The sequence below is a fragment of the Frigidibacter albus genome (assembly GCF_009908165.1).
Lineage (GTDB): Bacteria > Pseudomonadota > Alphaproteobacteria > Rhodobacterales > Rhodobacteraceae > Frigidibacter > Frigidibacter albus.
Window position 1 is genome coordinate 499,447 of the sequence record NZ_JAAAUC010000001.1, and the last position, 20,526, is coordinate 519,972.

Here is a 20,526-nt window from a genome sequence, read left to right on the forward strand (position 1 = left end):
GAACGAACGTAGCTCGCCCACCCGGCGGACGGGCGCCGCCCTCTGACAGTGCAGGTTGAGGGCTGCCGGGGCCTTGCGCAGCGTCACCGACAGAGGCAAGGTCCGCCCCAAACTGCGGCAAGCGCAAGAAGGAGCAGGCGATGGCAATGCGGCATGGCGGACAGATCCTGGTGGATCAGCTGAAGCTTCAGGGCGTGGCCAGGGTATTCTCTGTCCCCGGCGAGAGCTTCCTTGCGGTGCTGGACGGGCTGCACGATTCGGGCATCCGCAACATTGTCTGCCGGCAAGAGGGCGGCGCGGCGATGATGGCCGAGGCCGATGGCAAGATGAATGCCGCAGACATGAATGCTGGCGGGGGCCGCGGCCTGCCGGGCATCTGCTTTGTCACCCGCGGGCCGGGCGCCACCAATGCCTCGGCCGGGGTGCATGTCGCGCGGCAGGATTCGACGCCGATGATCCTGTTCATCGGCCAGATCGACCGCGGCCACCGCGATCGCGAGGCGTTTCAGGAGGTGGATTACCGCGCGATGTTCGGCCCGCTGGCGAAGTGGGTGGCCGAAATCGACAGCACCGCGCGGATCCCCGAATACCTGAGCCGGGCGTTCCACATTGCCACCTCGGGCCGCCCCGGCCCGGTGGTGCTGTCGCTGCCCGAGGACATGCTGACGGCGCTGGCCGATGTGCCGGACATCGCCGCCCCGGCGCCGGTGCCCGCCAGTGTCAGCTCGGCGGAACTTGCCGCGGTGACCGAGATGCTGGCGAAGGCCGAACGGCCGCTGGTCATCGCCGGCGGCACTGCCTGGAGCACCCAGGCTGCCGCCGATCTGGCCCGCTTTGCCACCGCCTGGGGCGTGCCCGTTGCGGTGCCGTTCCGTCGGCAGGGCCATATCGACAACCGCGACGCGCATTATGCGGGCGACCTCGGCATCGGCATGAACCCGCGGCTGGGGGCACGTCTGCAGGCGGCCGATTGCATCCTGGTTCTGGGCGCGCGCATCGGTGACAGCCTGACCCGCGGCTATGAGCTGATGGACCCCGCCGCGCCGGGCAAGACCATCGTGCATGTCTATCCCGATGCCTCGGAACTCGGACGGGTCTATCGCCCGGATCTGGGCATCATTGCCCCCGCCACCGACATGGTCGCGGCCCTCGCCGCCGCGCCTGCGCCCGAAGGGGCCCCGGCCCGGTGGGCCGACTGGACGACGGCTGCCCGGCTGGACTACGACCGCTGGCAGCAGCCGCGTGAAACCCCCGGCGCGGTGAAGATGGAGGCTGTGGTCGGCTGGCTGTCGGCCAACCTGCCCGAGGACGCGATCCTGACCAATGGCGCGGGCAACTACGCCGCCTTCCTGCATCGCTATTTCCGCTTCAAGCAGCATGGGACGCAGCTGGCACCGACCTCGGGCAGCATGGGCTATGGTTTCCCCGCCGCGGTCGCCGCCGGGGTGCGCTATCCGGGGCGGACGGTGGTGTGCATGGCCGGGGATGGTTGCTTCCAGATGACGCTGAACGAGATGTCGACCGCTGTGCAGCACGGATCCGCGCCCATCGTGGTGGTCGCCAACAACGGCCAGTATGGCACGATCCGGATGCATCAGGAGCGGCACTATCCTGAACGTGTCTCGGGCACGGTGCTCGCCAACCCCGACTTCGCCGCACTCGCCCGCGCCTATGGCGGGCATGGCGAGGTGGTGGAGCGGGGTGAGGATTTCCCCGAGGCTTTCGCCCGCGCCCGCGCCTCTGGCACGCTGGCGGTGATCGAGCTCAGGATGGACCCCGAGGCGCTGTCGGCCGGGGCGACGCTGACTGAGATCCGGGCGGAGAAGCGCTAAAGGAACAGCCGCAGGATCGCGGGGGCGATCAACGCGGTCAGCACCGCGTTGAGGCCCATGCCGATGCCGGCGAAGGCGCCTGCCGTCTCATGCACCTGAAATGCGCGGGCGGTGCCGATGCCATGGGCGGCAACGCCCGTGGCAAAGCCCCGCGCCCGCCAGTCGCGGATGCCGAGTGCGTTGAGGAGGGGCGTCGCCACGATGGCGCCGATGACGCCGGTCAGCAGCACCAGAACGGCGGTCAGCGTCGGCTGCCCGCCAAGCCGTTCCGAAATGCCGATGGCGACGGGAGCGGTGGCCGATTTCGGTGCCAGCGAGGCCAGGACGGAACCGTCAACTCCAAGCGCCCGGGCGATGGCAAGGGCCGAGAGGACGGCGGTGACCGACCCGGCCAACAGCCCCGCCAGCATCGGCAGCATGGCCCGCCGCACCCGCGCCAGATTGGCATAAAGCGGCAGGGCCAGCGCCACCGTCGCCGGGCCCAGCATGAAATGCACGAACTGCGCGCCCTCGAAATAGGTGGCATAGGGCGTGCCCGTCGCCCCCAGCACCGCCGCCAGCAGGATCACCGCCACCAGCACCGGATTGACCAGCGGTCGCCGCCCCGCCGCGCGCGAGGCGGCATCCCCGGCCCAATAGGCCAGCAGCGTCACTGTCAGCCACAGCAGCGGGCCTTGTGCCAGATAGCTCCAGATCAGCGCGGGATCCGTCATGGCTCGCCCTCGGTGTTGCCGGTCAGCCGCGCGACACCCGCAAAGGCGAGCGCGCCCACGGCAATGGCCAGCACCGTGGAGCCCACCAGCGCCACCGCAATCGCCGGCCCCTCGGCGGCCAGCACCGGAAGATGGGCGACGACGCCGACGCCGGCGGGCACGAACAGCAGCGACAGATGCGCCAGCAACCCCTGCGCGACCGGGCGCACCACCTCCACCAGTGCCGGCCAAAGGCTTAAGGCGATGACCAGCGCCACCATCCCCAGCACCGGGCCGGGCAGCGGCAGGCCAAGGGCGCGGCTGGCAACCTCGCCCGCTAGTTGGAACCCAAGGAGGATGACGAGGGCGGGGATCATGGCGGGGCCTCCGGGTGGGTGATGCCCCTTCATGCCGTGGCGGCAAGGGGCAGGCAATACGGTGCGGGTCAGACCTGCTTGCGGAAGGTCACGCTTGTGGGTCGGTCGAAGCCCGGATGCGCGCTGCGCCCCACCTCGACATAGCCAAGCGCACGGTAGAAGCCGTGCAGCGCGGTCAGCTCCACCCGGCATTGCAGCTGCACCGCGGGCAGGCCGCGCGCCCGGGCGCTGGCTTCGGCGCGCGCCACCAGCGCACGCCCGAGGCCGGTGCCGCGTGCCGCATCGGCCACCGCGAGCTTGCCAAGGTGCAGCGCGTCCGCGGCTGGCGTCAGCACCACGCAGCCGAGGATCGGATCGCCGGCAACCCAGACCTCGCCCATCGCCGCGGCGCGGGCCAGATCGGCCACGGTCAGCCGCTTCATCGAGGAGGGCGGGTCGATCCGCCCCTGCATATAGGCAAAGGCGCTGCGGATCAGCGCCAGCACCTCGCGGAAGTCGTCATCACTGCCCAGTTGTCGCATTGCGCCCCCAAATCTTGGGATACTCCAGTGCCGATCCGCCATATCAGGTGGCAGCGATTGACTCCCGCCGCGCTTCGCCCGACCATGACCGATCAACGGCACCCCCCGGAATCGGACCCCACCTTGCGCTTCACCCGCCTGCGACTCAATGGCTTCAAAAGCTTCGTGGACCCGACCGATCTGGTCATCCACGATGGGCTGACCGGCGTCGTCGGCCCGAACGGCTGCGGCAAGTCCAACCTCTTGGAGGCGTTGCGCTGGGTGATGGGCGAGACCCGTCCCAGCTCGATGCGCGGTGAGGGGATGGAGGATGTGATCTTCGCCGGCGCCGCCACCCGCAGCGCGAGGAACTTCGCGGAAGTCGTTCTGACGCTGGACAATTCCGAACGGCTGGCCCCCTCGGGCTTCAACGATGCCGACACGCTGGAGATCGTGCGGCGGATCACCCGAGATGCCGGCAGCGCCTACAAGGTCAACGTCAAGGATGTGCGCGCCCGCGATGTGCAGATGCTGTTCGCCGATGCCTCGACCGGGGCGCAATCGCCCGCGCTGGTGCGGCAGGGGCAGATCGCGGAGCTGATCAACGCGCGCCCCAAGAACCGGCGGCGGATTCTGGAGGAGGCGGCCGGCATCTCGGGCCTCTACCAGCGGCGGCACGAGGCGGAACTGCGGCTGAGCGGGGCCGAGCAGAACCTGAGCCGCGTCGGCGATGTGGTGGAGCAGCTGGCGGCGCAGCTGACGACGCTGGCCCGGCAGGCGCGGCAGGCGGCGCGTTACCGCGAGATTGGCGAGGAGCTGCGCAAGGCAGAGGGGACGCTGCTCTATCGTCGCTGGCGCGAGGCGGATCAGGCGCGCGCGGCGGCCGAGGAGGATCTGGCGCAGCGGGTGCGCCTTGCCGCGCAGGCCGAGGCCGCCGCCCGCGCCGCCGCCAAGGAACGGCAGGCGCGCGAGGATGCGCTGCCGCCGCTGCGCGAGGAAGAGGCGATCGCGGGGGCGGTGCTGCAACGGCTGACGGTGCAGCGCGAGGCGCTGCGCGACCAGCAGGACCGGGCGCGGGCGCTGATCGAGACGCTGGCGGGGCGGCTCCAGCAGATCGACCGCGATGCCGAACGCGAGGCCGGGCTGAACCGGGATGCTGGCGAGACGATCGCCCGGCTCGACTGGGAGCAGGCCCAGATCCTGAAGGCCGCCGAGGGGCAGGATGAGCGGCTGGCCGAGGCGCTGGACGCCGCGAAGGAGGCCGCCGCGGTGCTGGCGGACCGTGAGGAGGCGCTGTCGCAGCTGACCGAGGATGTGGCCCGGCTGTCGGCGCGGCACCAGTCGGCGCAGCGGCTGCTGTCGGATGCGCGTGCGGGACTGGCCAAGGCGCTGGACTCTGCTGAAGCTGCCCGCCGCTCCGAGGCCGAGGCCAGCGCGGCACAGGACCGCGCCGCCGAGGCGTTTGCCGAGGCGGAGGCCGCCCAGACCGAGGCGGCCGAGATCGCCGAGGCCTCGGAGGAGGCGCTGATCGCCGCCGAGACTGCCCGCGCCGAGGTGCAGACCCGCGAGGCCGCGGCCCGCGCCCAGCATTCCGAGGCGGCGGGCGAGGCGAATGCCCTGCGCGCGGAAGTGGCGGGGCTCGCCCGGCTGGTGGACCGTGAGAGCCGGGCGGGCACGCAGCTGCTGGACCGGGTGCGGGTGCAGCCGGGATACGAGGCGGCCCTTGGCGCGGCGCTGGCCGATGACCTGCGCGCGCCGGTGGTGGAGGCGGGCGCGGGCTCTGGCTGGGCGCTGCTGCCGGGCTATGATGCGGCGCAGGCGCTGCCCACAGGCGCGGTGGCTCTGGCGGAGTTCGTGACGGTGCCGGAGGCGCTGCTGCGGCGGATCGGGCAGATCGGGCTGGTGGATCGGGCTTCGGGCGCGGCGATGCAGGCCGCGCTGTTGCCGGGGCAGCGGCTGGTCAGCCTCGAGGGCGATCTGTGGCGGTGGGACGGGTTCCGCGCGGCGGCCGAAGATGCGCCCTCGGCCGCCGCGCTGCGGCTACGGCAGTTGAACCGGCTGGTGGAGCTGAAGCGCGATCTGGAGGATGTGGCGGCCCGGGCCGAAGGCGCGCGGCAGGCGTTCGAGGTGCTGACCGCGCGGCTGGCCGCCGCAACCCGCGCCGATCAGGAGGCGCGCGAGGCCCGCCGCGATGCCGACCGCCGGGTGGCCGAGACGAGCCGCGCGCAAAGCCGGGCCGAGGCCGACCGCTCCATCGCTGCGGGAAAGCTGGAAAGCGCCCGCATCGCCCGCGCCCGCCATGAGGAAGAGGCCGAGGAAGCGCAGATCCGGCTGGAGGATGCCGGCGCCGCGATGGAGGATCTGCCGGAGCTGGAGACGGCGCGGGCGGCGGTCGAGGACGTGAAGCAGACGGTGGAAGCGGCGCGGATGATGATGATGGCCCGCCGCGCCGCGCATGACGAGACCCGCCGCGAGGGTGAGGCCCGGACCCGGCGCCGGCAGGAGATCACCAAGGAAATCTCGGGCTGGCGGCTGCGGCTGGACACGGCGGAAAAGCGCAGCGCCGAACTGGCCGCGCGCCGGGCGGAAACCGCCGAGGAGCTGGACGAGGCTGGCGCCGCGCCCGAGGAGATCGCGGCCAAGCATGAGGAACTGTCGGAGGCCATCGAAGCCGCCGAGGCGCGCCGGGCCCGCGCTGCCGAAGCGCTGGCCGTGGCCGAGGCCGCGCTGCGCACGGTGCAGGGGGCCGAGCGCGAGGCGGAACGGCTGGGCAGCGAGGCCCGCGAGGGCCGCGCCCGCGCCGAGGCCCGCACCGAGGCGGCGCGCGAGACCGTCGCCCACGCCGCCACCCGCATCTTCGAGGAGACCGAGCAGCTGCCGCTGGAGCTGCTGGACAGCCTTGGGGCCGATCCCGAGACAATGCCCGCCGCCGATGTGCTGGAGGCGGATGTCGCCCGCCTGCGCCGCCAACGCGAGGCGCTTGGCGCGGTGAACCTGCGCGCCGAGGAAGATGCCCGCGAGGTGCAAGACGAGCATGACACGCTGGCGCGCGAGAAGTTCGACCTCGAAGAGGCGATCCGCAAGCTGCGCGCTGGCATCGCCAGCCTCAACCGAGAGGGGCGCGAGCGGCTGCTGACCGCGTTCGAACAGGTGAATGACAGCTTCCGCACCCTGTTCACGCACCTCTTCGGCGGCGGCGAGGCCAAGCTGGTGCTGGTCGAATCCGATGACCCGCTGGATGCGGGCCTCGAGATCATGTGCCAGCCGCCGGGCAAGAAGCTGTCCACCCTGTCGCTGCTGTCGGGGGGCGAGCAGACGCTGACCGCGATGGCGCTGATCTTTGCGGTGTTCCTGGCCAACCCCGCGCCGATCTGTGTGCTGGACGAGGTGGATGCGCCGCTCGACGATGCCAACGTCACCCGCTTCTGCGACCTGCTGGACGAGATGACCCGCCGTACCGAAACCCGGTTCCTGATCATCACCCACCATGCGGTGACGATGAGCCGGATGGACCGGCTGTTCGGGGTGACGATGGCCGAGCAGGGCGTCAGCCAGCTGGTCAGCGTCGATCTGAAACGGGCCGAGGCGCTGGTGGCGTGACTACGCTTTTTGCAGCAGGTCGCCCGGGCGCACCTCGCCATCCTCCACAACTTCGCACAGCAGGCCGCGCAGGCGCAGGGGAGTGTGGCCGGGGGCGGTGATCCAGTCCTTTGCCTCGGTCCCGTAGCGGACCTTCCATTTCACGCAGGCGTCGTTGAACACATCCGAGACGCGCAGCACCGCCGTTCCGGCGCGCAGCAGGCTGCCGGTGGGGATATTCGCCTCGGCCGTGTCCAGATCGGCGATCATCGTATCGCCGGGATGCGGGGTGCCGGCGCGGTCGCGCCGGACAAGGTCCATCACCCGGACCGGCAGGATCGAGACCTGGATGCGCGGGTCTGGGCTGCCATCCTCCAGCCGCATCCACGGCGCGACTGTCCAGCGTTCGGAATTGCCAACGGCGTCAAGGATGCCCTGCGCCCGGGTCAGCCGCAGCATCGGCGGATGCAGGCGCTGGCCATAGCCGGGACGGAAGCACAGTTGCAGGATCTCGGCGCCGTCCTGCGGCGCGGCCAGCACATGCGGCAGGGCTGCGTCCAACTCGGCACGGGTGACGGGGGTCACAGCGCGGCCAGTAGGGCGGGGGTCGGCCAGGCATCGGCGGGCAGGCCGAGCCGGGCCTGTTCCTTCTGCGTGGCCGCCCGGGTCAGGGCGCCAAGGATGCCGTCGATCTTGCCGACATCATGGCCGCGGGCGGCCAGCCGTTCTTGCAGCATCTTCATCTGCTCCAGCGTGAGGCCCGGATCGGGAGTTCCTGGGTCATACACCGCCGCGCCGTCCAGCCGCGTGGCGAAGTAGGCGGCGGTGGTGACATAGACAAAGCTCTGGTTCCATTCGAAATACACCCGGAAGTTCGGGTAGGCCATGAAGGCGGGCCCGTTGCGCCCCATCGGCAGCAGCACCGATCCTGTGAGCCCCGTGGCCAGATCGCCATTTCGGGCCTGCACGCCAAGCTCCGCCCACTCCGTCACCGGCAATTCCGTATGCAGGCCCGTGCGCGACCAGTCGAGCCCCTCGGGCACCACCACCTCTTGCAGCCAGGGCTCGCCGGGTCGCCAGCCCAGATGCTGCAGCATCTTGCCCCCCGACATCAGCGCATCGGCGGCCGAGGTCTTCAGCCGCACATGGCCATCGCCATCGCCATCGACGCCGTTTTCCAGAATGTCGCCGGGCAGCATCTGCACCTGCCCGATCTCGCCCGCCCAGGCACCGGTGCCGGTGGCCGGGTCGAAGTCGCCGCGGGCGTAAAGCTCGATGGCGGCGAAGATATGGGGGCGGAAGAGGTCGGGCCGCCGGCAGTCATGCGCCAGCGTCACCAGCGCGTTGGCGGTGTTGAAATCGCCCTGCACCGCGCCAAAGTCGGTCTCCAGCGCCCAGAAGGCCAGCAGCACGCCGCGCGGCACGCCATACTCTGCCTCGATCCGGGTAAAGAGCGTGTCGTATTTCGCGGCATTGGCGGTGCCGCGGGTCATGCGGTCCTGGCTGATGACGGCGCGGGAAAACTCGATGAAATCCTTGCGGAACACCCCCTGCGCGCGGTCGGCGCGGATCACCGCGGGGTCTTCGCGCACCGAGGCAAAGAAGCCATCCACCGTGGCGGCGGGGTGGCCCATCTCCATCGCCTCGGCCTTCAGCCCCGTGACGAACGCGCGGAACGGGCCGCCGCAACTGGCCGCCGCGGGACTGGCAGCCAGCAGGGCCAGCGTCGCGAGGAAGGGGCGCAGGGGCATGAGGTCACTCCTTGGGGAATTCTCATGACTCTAGCCTCGGGAATGGGCAGGGCAACCGGGCAAGGGCACGGCCCCGCAGATTGCTGTGGATATCCTCACGGCCGCGCTTGCCGGAACTGCGTTTATCAAAGATGACACCCTTATACGGAAATAGAGCGAATCTTATCGGGTGCATCGCGCGCACCCGCTGGAGCACGTGATGCATGTTCTGATCGTCGTCAGCGACCCGCAACTTGGACTGGTCTGGCAGCAGCATTTGCAGGAGGTCTGCCGCAAGGTCGATCTGGTCGCCGGTCAGGATGCGGCCGTGGCGGTGCTGGAACGCGATGATGTGAGGGTGATTGTGCTGGACCTCGGGCTGGCCGAGGGCAGCGCGATGGCGGTGGCGGACTATGCCAGCTACCGCCGCCCCGGTGCCAAGGTGGTCTCGGTCACCCGGGACGCGGTATTTTCCGACGGGTCCATCTTCCAGCACATGCCCAATGCCTGCGCCTTCCTGCCGGCGCGGATGCCGCCCTCGGATCTGGCGGCGGTGGTGGAGCATCACGGCCGCGCGGCCTGACCCCCACCCCTCGCTCAGCCAAGCCGCTCGCGTCCATGCGGGGCGTCGAAATCCAGCACCGGGTTGATCGGAATGATCCGGTTGGGATTGATGGTGTCGTGGCTGTAATGGTAGTGGCGCACGTAATGGTCGGGGCGCACCGTTCCGGCCACGCCCGGCACCTGGTAGAGGTCGCGCGTATAGGCCCAGAGGTTCGGATAGTCGATCAGCCGCCGCCGGTTGCACTTGAAGTGCAGGTGATAGACCGGATCGAAGCGCACCAGCGTGGTGAACAGCCGCCAGTCCGCCTCGGTCAACGTGGAGCCCAGCAGGTAGCGCTGGCCGGAAAGCCGCTCTTCCAGCCAGTCGAGGCTGTCGAACAGGGCATGGACCGCCTTGTCATAGGGTTCCTGCGCGGTGGCGAAACCGGCCTTGTAGACGCCGTTGTTCACGGTGTCGTAGATCCGGGCATTCACCTCTTCGATCTCGGCGCGCAGGGGTTCGGGCCAGTAGTCATCGGTGTTGCCGGTCAGCCCGTCGAAGGCCGAATTGAACATGCGGATGATTTCGGCGCTTTCATTGGACACGATCTTGCCCTGCGCCTTGTCCCACAGCACCGGCACCGTGACGCGGCCCGAGATGTCCGGCACCGCGTGGGTGTAGAGGTCGCGCAGGAACGGCAGGCCGAAAAGCTGGTCGCCGGTTGCTCCGGGGAAATCTTTGCTGAAGGTCCAGCCATCGCCCAGCATGTCGGGATGCACGACCGAAACACCGATCAGCGGCTCCAGCCCCTTCAAGGCGCGGAAGATCAGCGTGCGATGCGCCCAGGGGCAGGCATAGGAGACGTAGAGGTGATAGCGCCCGGCTTCGGCGGCAAAGCCGCCCTCGCCACTTGGCCCCGCTGAGCCATCGGGCGTGATCCAGTTGCGAAAGCCTGATGTCGAGCGCTGGAACGCCCCGCCGGTCTTGGCGGTGTCATACCATTCCGAAGACCATTTTCCGTCGATGAGTTGACCCATGGGATCCTCCTTGTTGCCGCCAACATAGGGGAAAATGGCGCCTTTCGGTACGCGGGCCACCGCGCAGCGCCCTTGCGCAAGCGCACAGCCCGGGCGGGAACCCTGGTGCCGGTTGCGGGGTTTTGCGTGACGGCGCTGCAACATGCACGGGCCGGGCAGTTTGGTTAACTTGATATTTGCCAGCATCGCGCCATGCTGCTCGGCAGGGAGAAACGTGATGATCGAAGATCTGCCCCAAGACATCCGCGCCGGACTGGACGAGGCGCGCCGGCGCAGCCAGAAGCGGACATCCCGGCTGCGGGTGCAGGCGGGGGACGATCTGTGGCGGGTGCTGCGGCAATGGCCGGGCGGCTTTGCGCTGGATGCCGCGCAGGTCTCGCATCTGCGCGGACTGGTCGATCTCTACGACGGGTCCCGGCACCTGATGCAATGCCTGATCGTCGCCTCGGCGGTGGAGGAGGGCGAGCTGATCTGCCTGGTGAAAAGCGCCACCCCCGTCACCGACCGCGCGCCGCTGGATTTCGTGCGGGACGAGTCGGCGCCGGTGGGCTATCTGCCGCGGGCGTAGCTCGCCGCGGCAGATACGGGACTATTGCAGGTCGGCGAAGGCCACGCGCAGCCGCTCCACAGCCTCTTCCACCACCGCGCGCGGGGTGGCGAGGTTGAAGCGCAGGAAGCTCTCGCCGCCCTTGCCGAAGCTGCCGCCGTGGTTCACGGCGATCCTGGCGCCCTTCTCGACCCGTTCGGCAAACTCGGCAGGCGCCATCCCGGTGCCCTCGAAATCCACCCAGGCCAGATAGGTGGACTCCAGCGGCATCGAGCGCAGGCCCGGGATCGTGTTGATGGCGTCGTCAAAGATCTTCCGGTTGCCATCGAGATAGGCCACCACCTCATCGACCCAGGCTGCGCCCTCGGGCGAATAGGCGGCGGTGACCATGTGCAGCCCGAAGCTGTTCGGCGAAATGCCAAGCGCCGCGATGCGCTTGCCGAAGGTGGCGCGCAGCGCAGGATCGGGGATGATGACATTGCCAACATGGGCGCCAGCGATGTTGAAGGTCTTGGTGGCGGCGGTCATCATCACCAGCCGGTCCAGGATCTGCGGCGCTGCCAGCGGCATCACCGTGTGCTTGGCACCGGGGAAGACGAGATCATGGTGGATCTCGTCCGACACCAGGATCATGTCATGCGCCGCGCAGAACTCGGCGACCGCCTGCAGCTCCTCCACCGACCAGACCCGCCCGCCCGGATTGTGCGGCGAGCACAGGATCAGCATCTTCTCGCGCCCGGTCAGCAGCGCCTCCCAGCCGGCGAAATCCATCTGGTGGGTGCCGTCCACTACCGTCAGCGGGGATTCGGTCACGGTGCGTCCGGCGGCGGTGATCACGCGGGCAAAGGCGTGATAGACCGGCGTCATCAGCATCACCGCATCGCCCGGCGCGGTGAAGGCATCGACGCAGAGCCCGGTGCCGTTGACGAGGCCATGGGTGGTGAAGATCCATTCCGGCGCCACCTCCCAGCCATGCCGGTTCGCCATCCACCACTGGATCGCGGCAAGGTAGGCGCTGTCATTGCCGAAATAGCCATAGACCCCATGCGCAGCCATCCGCTCTACCGCGTCCTGCACCACCCGCGGCGGGCGGAAATCCATGTCGGCGACCCACATGGCGATTCCGTCCGTCGCGGGCACGCCGTAGATCGGCTGCATCATGTCCCATTTCGCGCAATGGGTGCCGCGGCGCTCGATGATCTCGTCAAAGCTCATGGGAAGTCCTTTGGGAAAGTTGTTCGTTCTGGTTAACGCGATGGATTTGGGATGTCATCCCGATCTGGAGGATTATGGCAAACGCTGTCCGCGCTATGGGCTGTAGTGCGGAATTTGTGATCTCCGCGACTACCTCTTGGGCGCAGTCGTGCTTCCCGTTGCGAAACGGCGCGCCATCGCCTAAATCCGGGCAATGACCCTGCGCCACATCCTGATCCATCCCGATCCTCGCCTCAAGAAGGTCTGCGACCCCGTGGCGCAGATCGATGACGAATTGCGCATCCTGGCCGATGACATGCTGGCCACGATGTATGACGCGCCGGGCGTCGGCCTTGCTGCGCCACAGGTCGGCGTGATGCGCCGCGTGCTGGTGATGGATTGCGTCAAGGACCTCAAGGCGCAGCCGCGCCCGATGGTGCTGATCAACCCCGAAGTCACCTGGACCTCGGCGGAGACGAACACCTATGAGGAAGGCTGCCTGTCGATCCCCGAGCAATATGCCGATGTGACCCGCCCCGCCGAGGTGCGCGTGCGCTGGCTGGGGCTGGATGGCAAGCTGCATGAGGAAGGGTTTGACGGGCTCTGGTCCACCTGCGTGCAGCATGAGATCGACCACCTGAACGGCAAGCTGTTCATCGATTATCTGGGCCCGCTGAAGCGGCAGATGATCACCCGCAAGATGGAAAAGCTGAAGCGCGAGATGGCCCGCGCATGAAAGGCGCGGCATGAGCGTGCTTCCCATCGTGATCTGGCCCGACCGGCGGCTGAGCGAGCCGGCGGGCGCGGTCGCGGTGTTCGACGCCAGCCTGCGCCATCTGGCCGAGGATATGCTCGACACGATGTATGCCGCCCCGGGCCGCGGGCTGGCCGGCCCGCAGGTCGGGGCGATGCTGCGGATCTTCGTCATGGACTGCCACTGGAAGGACGGCACCGCCGATCCGCGCGTGTTCGTGAACCCCGAGATCGTGACCTCTGAGGGCGAGGCGACGCGCGAGGAGGGTTGCCTGTCGGTCCCCGGCCTGCTGGTGCCGGTGACGCGGCCCGCGAAGCTGCGCCTGCGCTGGCAGGGGCTGGATGGCACCTGGACGATGGGCGATTTCGAGGGGTTCGAGGCGACCTGCATCCAGCATGAGCGCGACCATCTGGACGGGATCCTGCATATCGACCGCACCACGGATGAGATCCGCACCATCCTTGCCCCGGCGCTGGCCGATTTGGAGGCGCAGAAATGACCGTCCGTGCCTTCGTGCCCTATCCCGACAAGCGGTTGCGCACCCCGGCAGAGCCGGTCGCGGTGATCAACGAGACCGTGCGGATGATCTGGGACGACATGGTCGAGACGATGGACGCGATGCCGGGCGTTGGCCTTGCCGCACCGCAGATCGGGATCATGATGCGGCTGGCCGTCGTCGATGCGTCGGACAAGCGCGGGCAGGCGGTGCGGATGGCCAACCCCGAGGTGCTGCACGCCTCGGTCCAGATGCGGCGGCATGAGGAAGCGAGCCCCAACCTGCCCGGCATCTCGGCGATCATCGAGCGGCCGCGGGCGGTGACGGTGCGGTTCCTGAACGAGGCGGGCGAGATCGAGGAGCGGGATTTCGTGGCGCTCTGGGCGACCTCGGTGCAGCACCAGATCGACCATCTGAACGGCAAGGTGTTCGTCGATCACGTCAGCCCGCTGCGCCGCAAGATGCTGGTGGCGAAGCTGGGCAAGCAGCAAAGGGGCTAGCAATGCGCGTGGTGTTCATGGGCACGCCGGACTTCTCGGTGCCGGTGCTGGAGGCATTGATCGCGGCGGGGCATGAGATTGCCGCCGTCTACAGCCAGCCGCCGCGCCCCGCGGGCCGCGGCAAGAAGGACCGGCCCGGCCCGGTGCAGGCGCGGGCCGAGGCGCTTGGCCTGCCGGTGCGGCATCCGAAGTCGCTGCGCAGCGCCGAGGCGCAGGCTGAGTTCGCGGCGCTGAAGGCCGATGTGGCGGTGGTGGTGGCCTATGGGCTGATCCTGCCGCAGGCGGTGCTGGAGGCACCGGCGCGGGGGTGCCTGAACATCCACGCCTCGCTGCTGCCGCGCTGGCGCGGGGCGGCGCCGATCCAGCGGGCTATCCTGGCGGGGGATGCGGAGACCGGCATCTGCATCATGCAGATGGATGCGGGGCTGGATACCGGCGCGGTGCTGCTGCGTGAGGCGACGCCGATCGGGGCGGAGGATACGACGGCTGACCTGCAGGACAGGCTGTCGGGCATGGGCGCGCGGCTGATCTGCACGGCGCTGGACCGGCTGGACGGTCTGGCGCCTCAGGCGCAACCGGCCGAGGGCGTGACCTATGCCGCCAAGATCGCCAAGGCCGAGGCGCGGATCGACTGGTCAAGCCCTGCGGTTGAGGTGGACCGCAAGATCCGCGGGCTATCCCCCTTCCCGGGCGCGTGGTGCGAGGTGGCGGGCGAGCGGATCAAGCTGCTTCGCTCGCGGTTGGCAGACGGGCAGGGCGCTCCGGGCGCGGTGCTGGGCGGCTTCACCATCGCGTGCGGCGACGGCGCGGTGGAGGTGCTGGAGGCGCAGCGCGAGGGCAAGCGGCCGATGCCTGCCGGGGAGATGCTGCGCGGGCTGTCGCTGCCGGAACGGTTGGGGTGAGGGTGCTTGCGCAACGCAGGGCAGCACGAGCGGCACGTAAACTTACGCAGTCAGAGGGCAGCGCTCGTCCGCCGGGTGGGCGAGCAACGCTTGTTCTAGGCACTTTATGGTTCAACACCCCTCCACCGAATTTCTAGGCGGAACAGTTGCAAAAGCGCCCGCCCGAGGGGGTGATGAGCGACAAGAAATCCTCCAGTGGAGGATTTCCGCGAAGAACGCCCGGCCCGTGGCCGGGCCGGGAGGCGGGCGCTGCCCGGCGGCGCCAAGGCGCCTTGTTCCGGGCAAGGAAGGACGGATCCCATAATCTCACGGTGCGGAGAGGCACGCACATCGGGGATTTCCCGGCCAGCGCGAATGAGGCACACTGCCCGAAACGCCGGAACAGGCACAGGCAGAGCATGACATCCAACATCCCAAGCGCTACGCCCCAGCGGGCGGGCAAGGCATGACCCTCCTGCGCGCCCTGTTCTGGGGGCTGGCCAGCCTTGTCCTTGCCTTCCTCGCCTGGCGGCTGCTGAAGCTGACGATCTGGGCGCTGATGCGGCCGGGGGGATGGGTGGTGATCGCGCTGGCGGTGCTGGTCGCGGTGAAGGCGATGGATGGCGGCGCGGCGCAGGCCGTGGTGCCCTGACTACTTGCGCGGCGGGCGGGCGCGGTAGACCGGCAGCCGCCAGCCAAAGCCAAGGCTTCCCGCGCGCAACCCGAAGGTGACCACGCCGCAGGCGAGCAGCGCCGGCAGCCCCGGCGCGCCAAGCGCGACGAAGGCCAGTGCCGCGACCGCGCCGCCAAAGGCCGCCGACAGGTAGAGCTCGCCCTGTTTCAGAACCAGCGGCACCTCGTTGCAGACCACGTCGCGCATCAGCCCGCCGAGCGTGCCGGTGACAACGCCCGCGATCACCACGATTACCGGGCCATGCCCAAGCGTCATCGCCACGCCGACCCCTGCCGGCACGGCCACCGCCAGTGCGCAGGCATCCAGCCACAGGATCGCACGGTATCGGCTTTCCAGCAGATGCGCGGTGAAGAACACCGCCACCGCAGCCGCCGCGGCCAGCAGCACGAATTGCGGCGCGGCGACCCAGAACACCGGGTCACGGCCCAGGATCAGGTCGCGCACAGTGCCGCCGCCCACCGCGGTCAGCGCGGCGATGAAGATGAAGCCGACGAGATCGAGCTGGGAGCGGCTGGCGACCAGCGCCCCGGTCAGCGCGAAGACCAGCACCGAGGCGTGGTCGAGCAGCGAAACCAGCGTCACCTTGCCACCTTCTGCGGCTTGAAGGGGGCCATGCCCTCGCGCGCCAGCTCATCGGCGCGCTCGTTCTCGGCGTGCCCGGCATGGCCCTTGATCCAGCGCCAGACCACCTGATGGCGCGCCTGCGCCTCATCCAGCCGCTGCCACAGGTCAACATTCTTCACCGGCTTGCGGTCGGCGGTCTTCCAGCCGTTGCGCTTCCAGCCGTGGATCCAGCTGGTGACGCCGTTCTTCACATAGGCGCTGTCGGTGATGATGGTGATGGCCGAGGGCCGCGCCAGCGCCTCCAGCGCCGAGATCGCCGCCAGCAGCTCCATCCGGTTGTTGGTGGTGTCGGGCTCGCCGCCGTTCAGCGTGCGCTCCTTGACCACCGCCTCGCCCTCGCGCGCCAGCATCAGCACGCCCCAGCCCCCGGGGCCCGGGTTGCCGGAACAGGCTCCATCGGTATAGGCGAACAGGTCTGGCATCGGCGCTCCTTCGGTTGCCGCCGGTCTAGGCAGCGGGGCAGGGGGCGTCAATGCCGAGGGTCAGGCCCGCTCCATCGCCAGCCTCGCGCCAAGCGCGGCGAAGGAGGCGGCAAAGGCGCGGCGGAGCCAGGTCATCACCCGCGCATTGCCGAGGATCGCCTGTCGGGCAAAGCCCGCGGCGAGCGCATAGGCGGCGAAGGTCACGAAGGTCATCGCGGTGAAGCCGAGGCCAAGCTCGATGAGAAGCCTTGCCCCGCCGCCCGCAGGCACGAATTGCGGCAGGAACGCCACGAAGAACAGCGGCAGCTTGGGGTTGAGGAGGTTCAAGAGGATGCCGCGCCAGACGATGCGGGCGTCGGGTCCCGGCTCTGCCGCGCGGATGTCCATGCCGCCATGGCCCTTCAGCGTGGCCCAGGCCATCCACAGCAGGAAGGCGACGCCGGCGAACTTCACCGTCTGGAACAGCACCGCGCTGGTGTGCAGCACCGCCGCCAGCCCCGCCATCGCCACGGCCAAGTGCAGCGCGGTGACGATGGTGCAGCCGACCGCCGCCAGCATCCCGGCGCGCAGCCCGCCGCCAAGCGTCATCGACAGGGTATAGACCACGCCGATCCCCGGCGAGACGCAGACGATGAAGGCGGTCAGCAGGAATTCGGGGGACATGGGCGGTGCTCCAGCTTGGGTGCTGCCAGAAGATCAGGCTTCGCGGCTTGCGTCCAGCCGCAGCATCGTGATCGGACGCCCGTCGAAGCCCTGGCCCGAGCCGCGCGAGACCGCGAGCGTGGCAAGGCCGCAAGCCGTCAGCGCCTCGCGCAGGTCCGGCTCGCGGTGATGGTTGTAGAGCCGGCCAAGCCCGTCGCGCAGGGTCCCGTCGCCCTCGTGGACCGAGAGGAACAGCCGCCCGCCCGGGCGCAGCGCGGCGGCGATCCAGGCGAGCGCCGCGGGCAGCCCGTCGCGGGGGATGTGCTGAAGTGCGGCATTGCACCAGAGGCCGTCGAAGGCCGCGCGTGGCAGCGCCTCGGCCCCGCCGAGAATGGCCGTGACACCGCGCGAGGCGGTAAGTTCCACCATGGCCGGGACCGGGTCGAAGGCGGTGACGGAAAAGCCCTGGCCCTGCAGCCAGGCGCTGGCCCATCCCGCGCCGCAGCCCAGATCGGCGACCGCGGCGCCGGCGGGCAGGCTGGCGGCGAAATGCTCGAGGGTCTTGGGCACCGCGTGGCCCTGCGACCAGTCGGCATAGCGACCCGCATTGTCCTGGTAGAAGTCGAGCGTGGCGGGATCGCCACAGGAACCGCCCGTGGCGGGATCGCCACAGGAACCGCCCGTGGCGGGATCGCCGGTCACGCAGGCTCGCGCAGCAGGCGGGGTACCTTGAATTCGATGGTCTCGATGGCAGTTTCCACCATCTCGACGGTCACGTCGAACCGGGCGCGGAAGGCGTCGATCACCTCATCCACCAGCACTTCGGGCGCCGAGGCGCCGGCGGTGACGCCCACGGCGCGGATGCCGTCCAGCGCCCGCCAGTCGATATCGCCCGCGCGCTGCACCAGTTGCGCGTAGCTGCAGCCCGCCGCGCGCCCGACCTCGACCAGCCGCCTGGAGTTGGAGGAGTTGGGCGCGCCGATCACCAGCAGCGCGTCGATCTTCGGGGCCACCGCCTTGACGGCAGCCTGCCGGTTGGTGGTGGCGTAGCAGATGTCTTCACGCGCCGGGCCGATGATGGCGGGGAAACGCTGCTTCAGCGCGGCGACGATCCCCGCGGTGTCATCGACCGACAGCGTGGTCTGGGTGATGAAAGCCAGCTTGCCGGGATCGCGCGGCTGCAGGCCCGCGACATCCTCGGCGGTTTCGACCAGCAGCACCTCGCCCTCGGGCAACTGGCCCATCGTGCCAAGCGTCTCGGGATGGCCGGCATGGCCGATCATCACCATCTGCAACCCCGCCTCATGGTGCCGCGCCGCCTCGCTGTGGACCTTGGTCACCAGCGGGCAGGTGGCATCGACATGGATCATCATCCGCCGCGCCGCCTCGGCCGGGATCGCCTTGGGCACGCCATGGGCCGAGAAGATTACCGGGCGGTCATCCGGGCAGTCGTCCAGTTCCTCGACGAAGACAGCGCCCTTGGCGCGCAGGCCGTCCACCACGAACTTGTTGTGCACGATCTCATGCCGCACGAAGACCGGCGCGCCCCATTTTTCCAGCGCCATCTCCACGATCTTGATGGCACGGTCGACGCCCGCGCAGAACCCGCGCGGGGCGGCCAGATACAGGGTCAGGGGCGGAAGGGTCATGCGCGGCCTCGTGGAGTTACGGGCCAGAGGTAAGGCCAAGCACCTGCTGCGTCCAGCCCCGCGCCCCGAAATGCAGGGGCGCAGGGCCAATGATGGCGCCGTCAGGTCTCGACGGTGCTGCCCGGGACGTCCTCACGCTCCAGCCGCGGTTCGCGCGGGGGGCGGCCGATGACTTCGCGCAGCTCGTCCAGCTCGATGAAATTGTCGGCCTGGCGGCGCAGCTCGTCGGCGATCATCGGCGGCTGGCTGCGGATGGTGGACACGACAGAGACGCGCACGCCCTGCCGTTGCAGGCTTTCCACCAGCGGACGAAAGTCGCCATCGCCCGAGAACAACACGATGTGATCGACCCGGGGGGCCAGTTCCATGGCATCGACGGCAAGCTCGATATCCATGTTGCCCTTGACCTTGCGGCGGCCCTGGCTGTCGGTGAACTCCTTCGCTGGTTTGGTCACCATCGTGAAGCCGTTATAGTGCAGCCAGTCCACCAGCGGGCGGATCGGCGAATAGTCGTCATTCTCCAGCAGCGCGGTATAGTAGAAGGCCCGCAGCAGCTTGCCCCGCCGCATGAACTCCTGACGCAGCAGCTTGTAGTCGATATCGAAGCCGAGGGATTTGGCTGCGGCGTAGAGATTGGAGCCATCGATGAACAGAGCGAGCCGTTCGTCCTTGTAAAACATGGATTTTCCTTTCAAATCGCCCCACTGCCCGGACCCCTTTTCATGTGGGAGTGAACCACGGGATACAATAATGACGCAGCGAAACAGCTATTTAAGATACGAGAATTCCGCACTGCCGCAAGTAGCCGGGGATCAAGGAAACTTTACCGCGGCGCTGGTTGCACTTGGGGCGAACCTGCCCAAGGACGGGAAGCCGCCAGAGGTGACCCTTCGGCATGCCCTAGCGTCACTTCCCAATCAAAGGGTTCAAATACAGGCGGTTAGCCGGTTCTTCCGCTCACCCGCCTATCCCGCGGGATCGGGGCCGGACTACGTGAATGCGGTGGCTCTTTTGCATGTGCGGATTTGCGCCAATGAGCTTCTGGCGCACCTGCACACCATCGAGGCGCAGATCGGCCGGACGCGGATGTCGCGGTGGGGGGCGCGGGTGGTGGACCTCGACCTGCTCAGCCATGGTAGTGCGGTGCTGCCCGACGCGTTGACCGAGTCGGCGTGGCGCGAGATGTCGGTGGCGGACCAGGTCAGGGCCACGCCGGGGCAACTGATCCTTCCGCATCCGCGGATCGCCGACCGCGCCTTCGTGCTGGTTCCGCTGGCAGAGGTGGCGCCCGGCTGGGTGCATCCGGCCACGGGGCAGGGGGCCCGCGCGATGCTGGCGGCGCTTCCCGAGGCGGACAAAGCGGCGCTGCGGCCGTTGTGACGGGAAACTTGCTTGTCAAGAGGGATGACTGCGCATACATAGCGCATCTCACCTTCCAAGCCGGATTGGAGTTGCCCATGGCCCGCGTGACGGTTGAAGACTGCGTTGACAAGGTTCCGAACCGCTTCGAGCTGGTGATGCTCGCAGCGCACCGCGCCCGTGAGATCACGGCCGGATCGGCCATTACCGTGGACCGCGACAATGACAAGAACCCCGTCGTCAGCCTGCGCGAGATCGCGGACGAGACGCAGGGCGCCGAAGACCTGCGCGAGCGGATGGTGTCCAGCTACCAGACCCAGATCGAGGTCGACGAGCCGGAAGAAGACGCGATGTCGCTGCTGATGGGCGGCGCCGGCGAGATGGACCGCCCTGCGCCCGACGACATGGACGAGGAACGCCTGCTGCGCCAGCTGATGGAAGCACAGGGTCAGGACTGATCGCGGAATACCGGG

Annotated in this window: 24 protein-coding genes; 11 read left to right on the top strand and 13 right to left on the bottom strand. The window is 68.9% G+C overall.

Annotated features, from left to right (window positions below; genetic code table 11):
* The first annotated feature begins 146 nt into the window (after positions 1–146).
* On the top strand, positions 147–1,832 hold the full coding sequence (locus tag GVY41_RS02245) for a thiamine pyrophosphate-binding protein (protein WP_161343132.1): 1,686 nt from the start codon (positions 147–149) through the stop codon (positions 1,830–1,832).
* On the opposite strand, the gene GVY41_RS02250 is transcribed toward GVY41_RS02245, so the two are convergent.
* The 3 genes from GVY41_RS02250 to GVY41_RS02260 form a co-directional block, all read right to left on the bottom strand.
* Complete coding sequence (locus GVY41_RS02250; protein ID WP_161342952.1) at positions 1,829–2,545, bottom strand: LrgB family protein; 717 nt, start codon at positions 2,543–2,545, stop codon at positions 1,829–1,831. The two genes, GVY41_RS02245 and GVY41_RS02250, sit on opposite strands and share 4 nt — an antisense overlap.
* Positions 2,542–2,901 carry a CidA/LrgA family protein gene (locus tag GVY41_RS02255; protein WP_161342954.1) on the bottom strand — a complete coding sequence of 120 codons (360 nt, stop codon included), beginning with the start codon at positions 2,899–2,901 and terminating at the stop codon, positions 2,542–2,544. The genes GVY41_RS02250 and GVY41_RS02255 overlap by 4 nt, the downstream gene beginning before the upstream one ends.
* A gap of 68 nt (positions 2,902–2,969) precedes the next feature.
* On the bottom strand, positions 2,970–3,422 hold the full coding sequence (locus GVY41_RS02260) for a GNAT family N-acetyltransferase (RefSeq protein WP_161342956.1): 453 nt from the start codon (positions 3,420–3,422) through the stop codon (positions 2,970–2,972).
* Positions 3,423–3,545: 123 nt separating this feature from the next.
* On the opposite strand from GVY41_RS02260, the gene smc reads away from it, so the two are divergent.
* The gene (smc, locus tag GVY41_RS02265; RefSeq protein ID WP_161342958.1) at positions 3,546–7,001 is read left to right on the top strand and encodes a chromosome segregation protein SMC; all 3,456 of its coding nucleotides are present in this window, start codon (positions 3,546–3,548) and stop codon (positions 6,999–7,001) included.
* Here smc and GVY41_RS02270 read toward each other — a convergent pair whose 3' ends face one another.
* Entirely contained in the window at positions 7,002–7,565 is a 564-nt protein-coding gene (locus GVY41_RS02270; RefSeq protein ID WP_229725885.1) for an MOSC domain-containing protein, read from the bottom strand.
* Positions 7,562–8,731 (bottom strand): lytic murein transglycosylase, encoded by a 1,170-nt coding sequence (locus tag GVY41_RS02275; protein ID WP_161342960.1) that lies wholly within the window; start codon positions 8,729–8,731, stop codon positions 7,562–7,564. Before GVY41_RS02275 ends, GVY41_RS02270 begins: the two co-directional genes overlap by 4 nt.
* A 199-nt stretch (positions 8,732–8,930) precedes the next feature.
* Here GVY41_RS02275 and GVY41_RS02280 point away from each other — a divergent pair, with 199 nt between their 5' ends.
* Positions 8,931–9,293, top strand: a complete 363-nt coding sequence (locus GVY41_RS02280) for a helix-turn-helix domain-containing protein (protein WP_161342962.1) — start codon at positions 8,931–8,933, stop codon at positions 9,291–9,293.
* Positions 9,294–9,307: 14 nt separating this feature from the next.
* On the opposite strand, the gene GVY41_RS02285 is transcribed toward GVY41_RS02280, so the two are convergent.
* Positions 9,308–10,291, bottom strand: a complete 984-nt coding sequence (locus GVY41_RS02285; protein ID WP_161342964.1) for a glutathione S-transferase family protein — start codon at positions 10,289–10,291, stop codon at positions 9,308–9,310.
* A 217-nt stretch (positions 10,292–10,508) separates the two neighbouring features.
* Between GVY41_RS02285 and GVY41_RS02290 the strand changes: the two genes are divergently transcribed.
* Positions 10,509–10,859 carry a hypothetical protein gene (locus GVY41_RS02290; protein ID WP_161342966.1) on the top strand — a complete coding sequence of 117 codons (351 nt, stop codon included), beginning with the start codon at positions 10,509–10,511 and terminating at the stop codon, positions 10,857–10,859.
* 21 nt (positions 10,860–10,880) lie between these two features.
* Here GVY41_RS02290 and GVY41_RS02295 read toward each other — a convergent pair whose 3' ends face one another.
* Entirely contained in the window at positions 10,881–12,053 is a 1,173-nt protein-coding gene (locus GVY41_RS02295; RefSeq protein WP_161342968.1) for a MalY/PatB family protein, read from the bottom strand.
* Positions 12,054–12,246: 193 nt separating this feature from the next.
* Here GVY41_RS02295 and def (GVY41_RS02300) point away from each other — a divergent pair, with 193 nt between their 5' ends.
* The 5 genes from def (GVY41_RS02300) to GVY41_RS02320 all read left to right on the top strand — a co-directional run bounded on the left by def (GVY41_RS02300) (position 12,247) and on the right by GVY41_RS02320 (position 15,315).
* Positions 12,247–12,768, top strand: coding sequence for a peptide deformylase (def, locus tag GVY41_RS02300; protein ID WP_161342970.1), 522 nt, complete (start codon positions 12,247–12,249; stop codon positions 12,766–12,768).
* A gap of 10 nt (positions 12,769–12,778) precedes the next feature.
* On the top strand, positions 12,779–13,285 hold the full coding sequence (gene def / locus GVY41_RS02305; RefSeq protein WP_161342972.1) for a peptide deformylase: 507 nt from the start codon (positions 12,779–12,781) through the stop codon (positions 13,283–13,285).
* Positions 13,282–13,782: a peptide deformylase gene (gene def / locus GVY41_RS02310; protein WP_161342974.1), complete on the top strand. Its 501-nt coding sequence runs from the start codon at positions 13,282–13,284 to the stop codon at positions 13,780–13,782. The genes def (GVY41_RS02305) and def (GVY41_RS02310) overlap by 4 nt, the downstream gene beginning before the upstream one ends.
* 2 nt (positions 13,783–13,784) lie before the next feature.
* Positions 13,785–14,684, top strand: a complete 900-nt coding sequence (fmt, locus tag GVY41_RS02315; protein WP_161342976.1) for a methionyl-tRNA formyltransferase — start codon at positions 13,785–13,787, stop codon at positions 14,682–14,684.
* A gap of 445 nt (positions 14,685–15,129) precedes the next feature.
* Complete coding sequence (locus GVY41_RS02320) at positions 15,130–15,315, top strand: hypothetical protein (RefSeq protein WP_161342978.1); 186 nt, start codon at positions 15,130–15,132, stop codon at positions 15,313–15,315.
* Here GVY41_RS02320 and GVY41_RS02325 read toward each other — a convergent pair whose 3' ends face one another.
* The 6 genes from GVY41_RS02325 to GVY41_RS02350 all read right to left on the bottom strand — a co-directional run bounded on the left by GVY41_RS02325 (position 15,316) and on the right by GVY41_RS02350 (position 19,374).
* The gene (locus GVY41_RS02325) at positions 15,316–15,939 is read right to left on the bottom strand and encodes a trimeric intracellular cation channel family protein (RefSeq protein WP_161342980.1); all 624 of its coding nucleotides are present in this window, start codon (positions 15,937–15,939) and stop codon (positions 15,316–15,318) included.
* A complete protein-coding gene (gene rnhA, locus GVY41_RS02330) occupies positions 15,936–16,403 on the bottom strand; it encodes a ribonuclease HI (RefSeq protein ID WP_161342982.1) in 468 nt (155 codons plus the stop codon). The genes GVY41_RS02325 and rnhA overlap by 4 nt, the downstream gene beginning before the upstream one ends.
* 60 nt (positions 16,404–16,463) lie before the next feature.
* Positions 16,464–17,066, bottom strand: coding sequence for a LysE family translocator (locus GVY41_RS02335; RefSeq protein ID WP_161342984.1), 603 nt, complete (start codon positions 17,064–17,066; stop codon positions 16,464–16,466).
* Between the two features lie 33 nt (positions 17,067–17,099).
* Positions 17,100–17,747: a class I SAM-dependent methyltransferase gene (locus GVY41_RS02340; RefSeq protein WP_161342986.1), complete on the bottom strand. Its 648-nt coding sequence runs from the start codon at positions 17,745–17,747 to the stop codon at positions 17,100–17,102.
* Positions 17,744–18,694, bottom strand: a complete 951-nt coding sequence (gene ispH, locus GVY41_RS02345; protein WP_161342988.1) for a 4-hydroxy-3-methylbut-2-enyl diphosphate reductase — start codon at positions 18,692–18,694, stop codon at positions 17,744–17,746. Before ispH ends, GVY41_RS02340 begins: the two co-directional genes overlap by 4 nt.
* Positions 18,695–18,795: 101 nt before the next feature.
* Positions 18,796–19,374, bottom strand: a complete 579-nt coding sequence (locus GVY41_RS02350; RefSeq protein WP_161342990.1) for a LabA-like NYN domain-containing protein — start codon at positions 19,372–19,374, stop codon at positions 18,796–18,798.
* Between the two features lie 70 nt (positions 19,375–19,444).
* On the opposite strand from GVY41_RS02350, the gene folK reads away from it, so the two are divergent.
* Complete coding sequence (gene folK / locus GVY41_RS02355) at positions 19,445–20,074, top strand: 2-amino-4-hydroxy-6-hydroxymethyldihydropteridine diphosphokinase (protein WP_161342992.1); 630 nt, start codon at positions 19,445–19,447, stop codon at positions 20,072–20,074.
* A 77-nt stretch (positions 20,075–20,151) separates the two neighbouring features.
* Positions 20,152–20,511 (top strand): DNA-directed RNA polymerase subunit omega, encoded by a 360-nt coding sequence (gene rpoZ, locus GVY41_RS02360; protein WP_161342994.1) that lies wholly within the window; start codon positions 20,152–20,154, stop codon positions 20,509–20,511.
* Positions 20,512–20,526 lie beyond the last annotated feature (15 nt).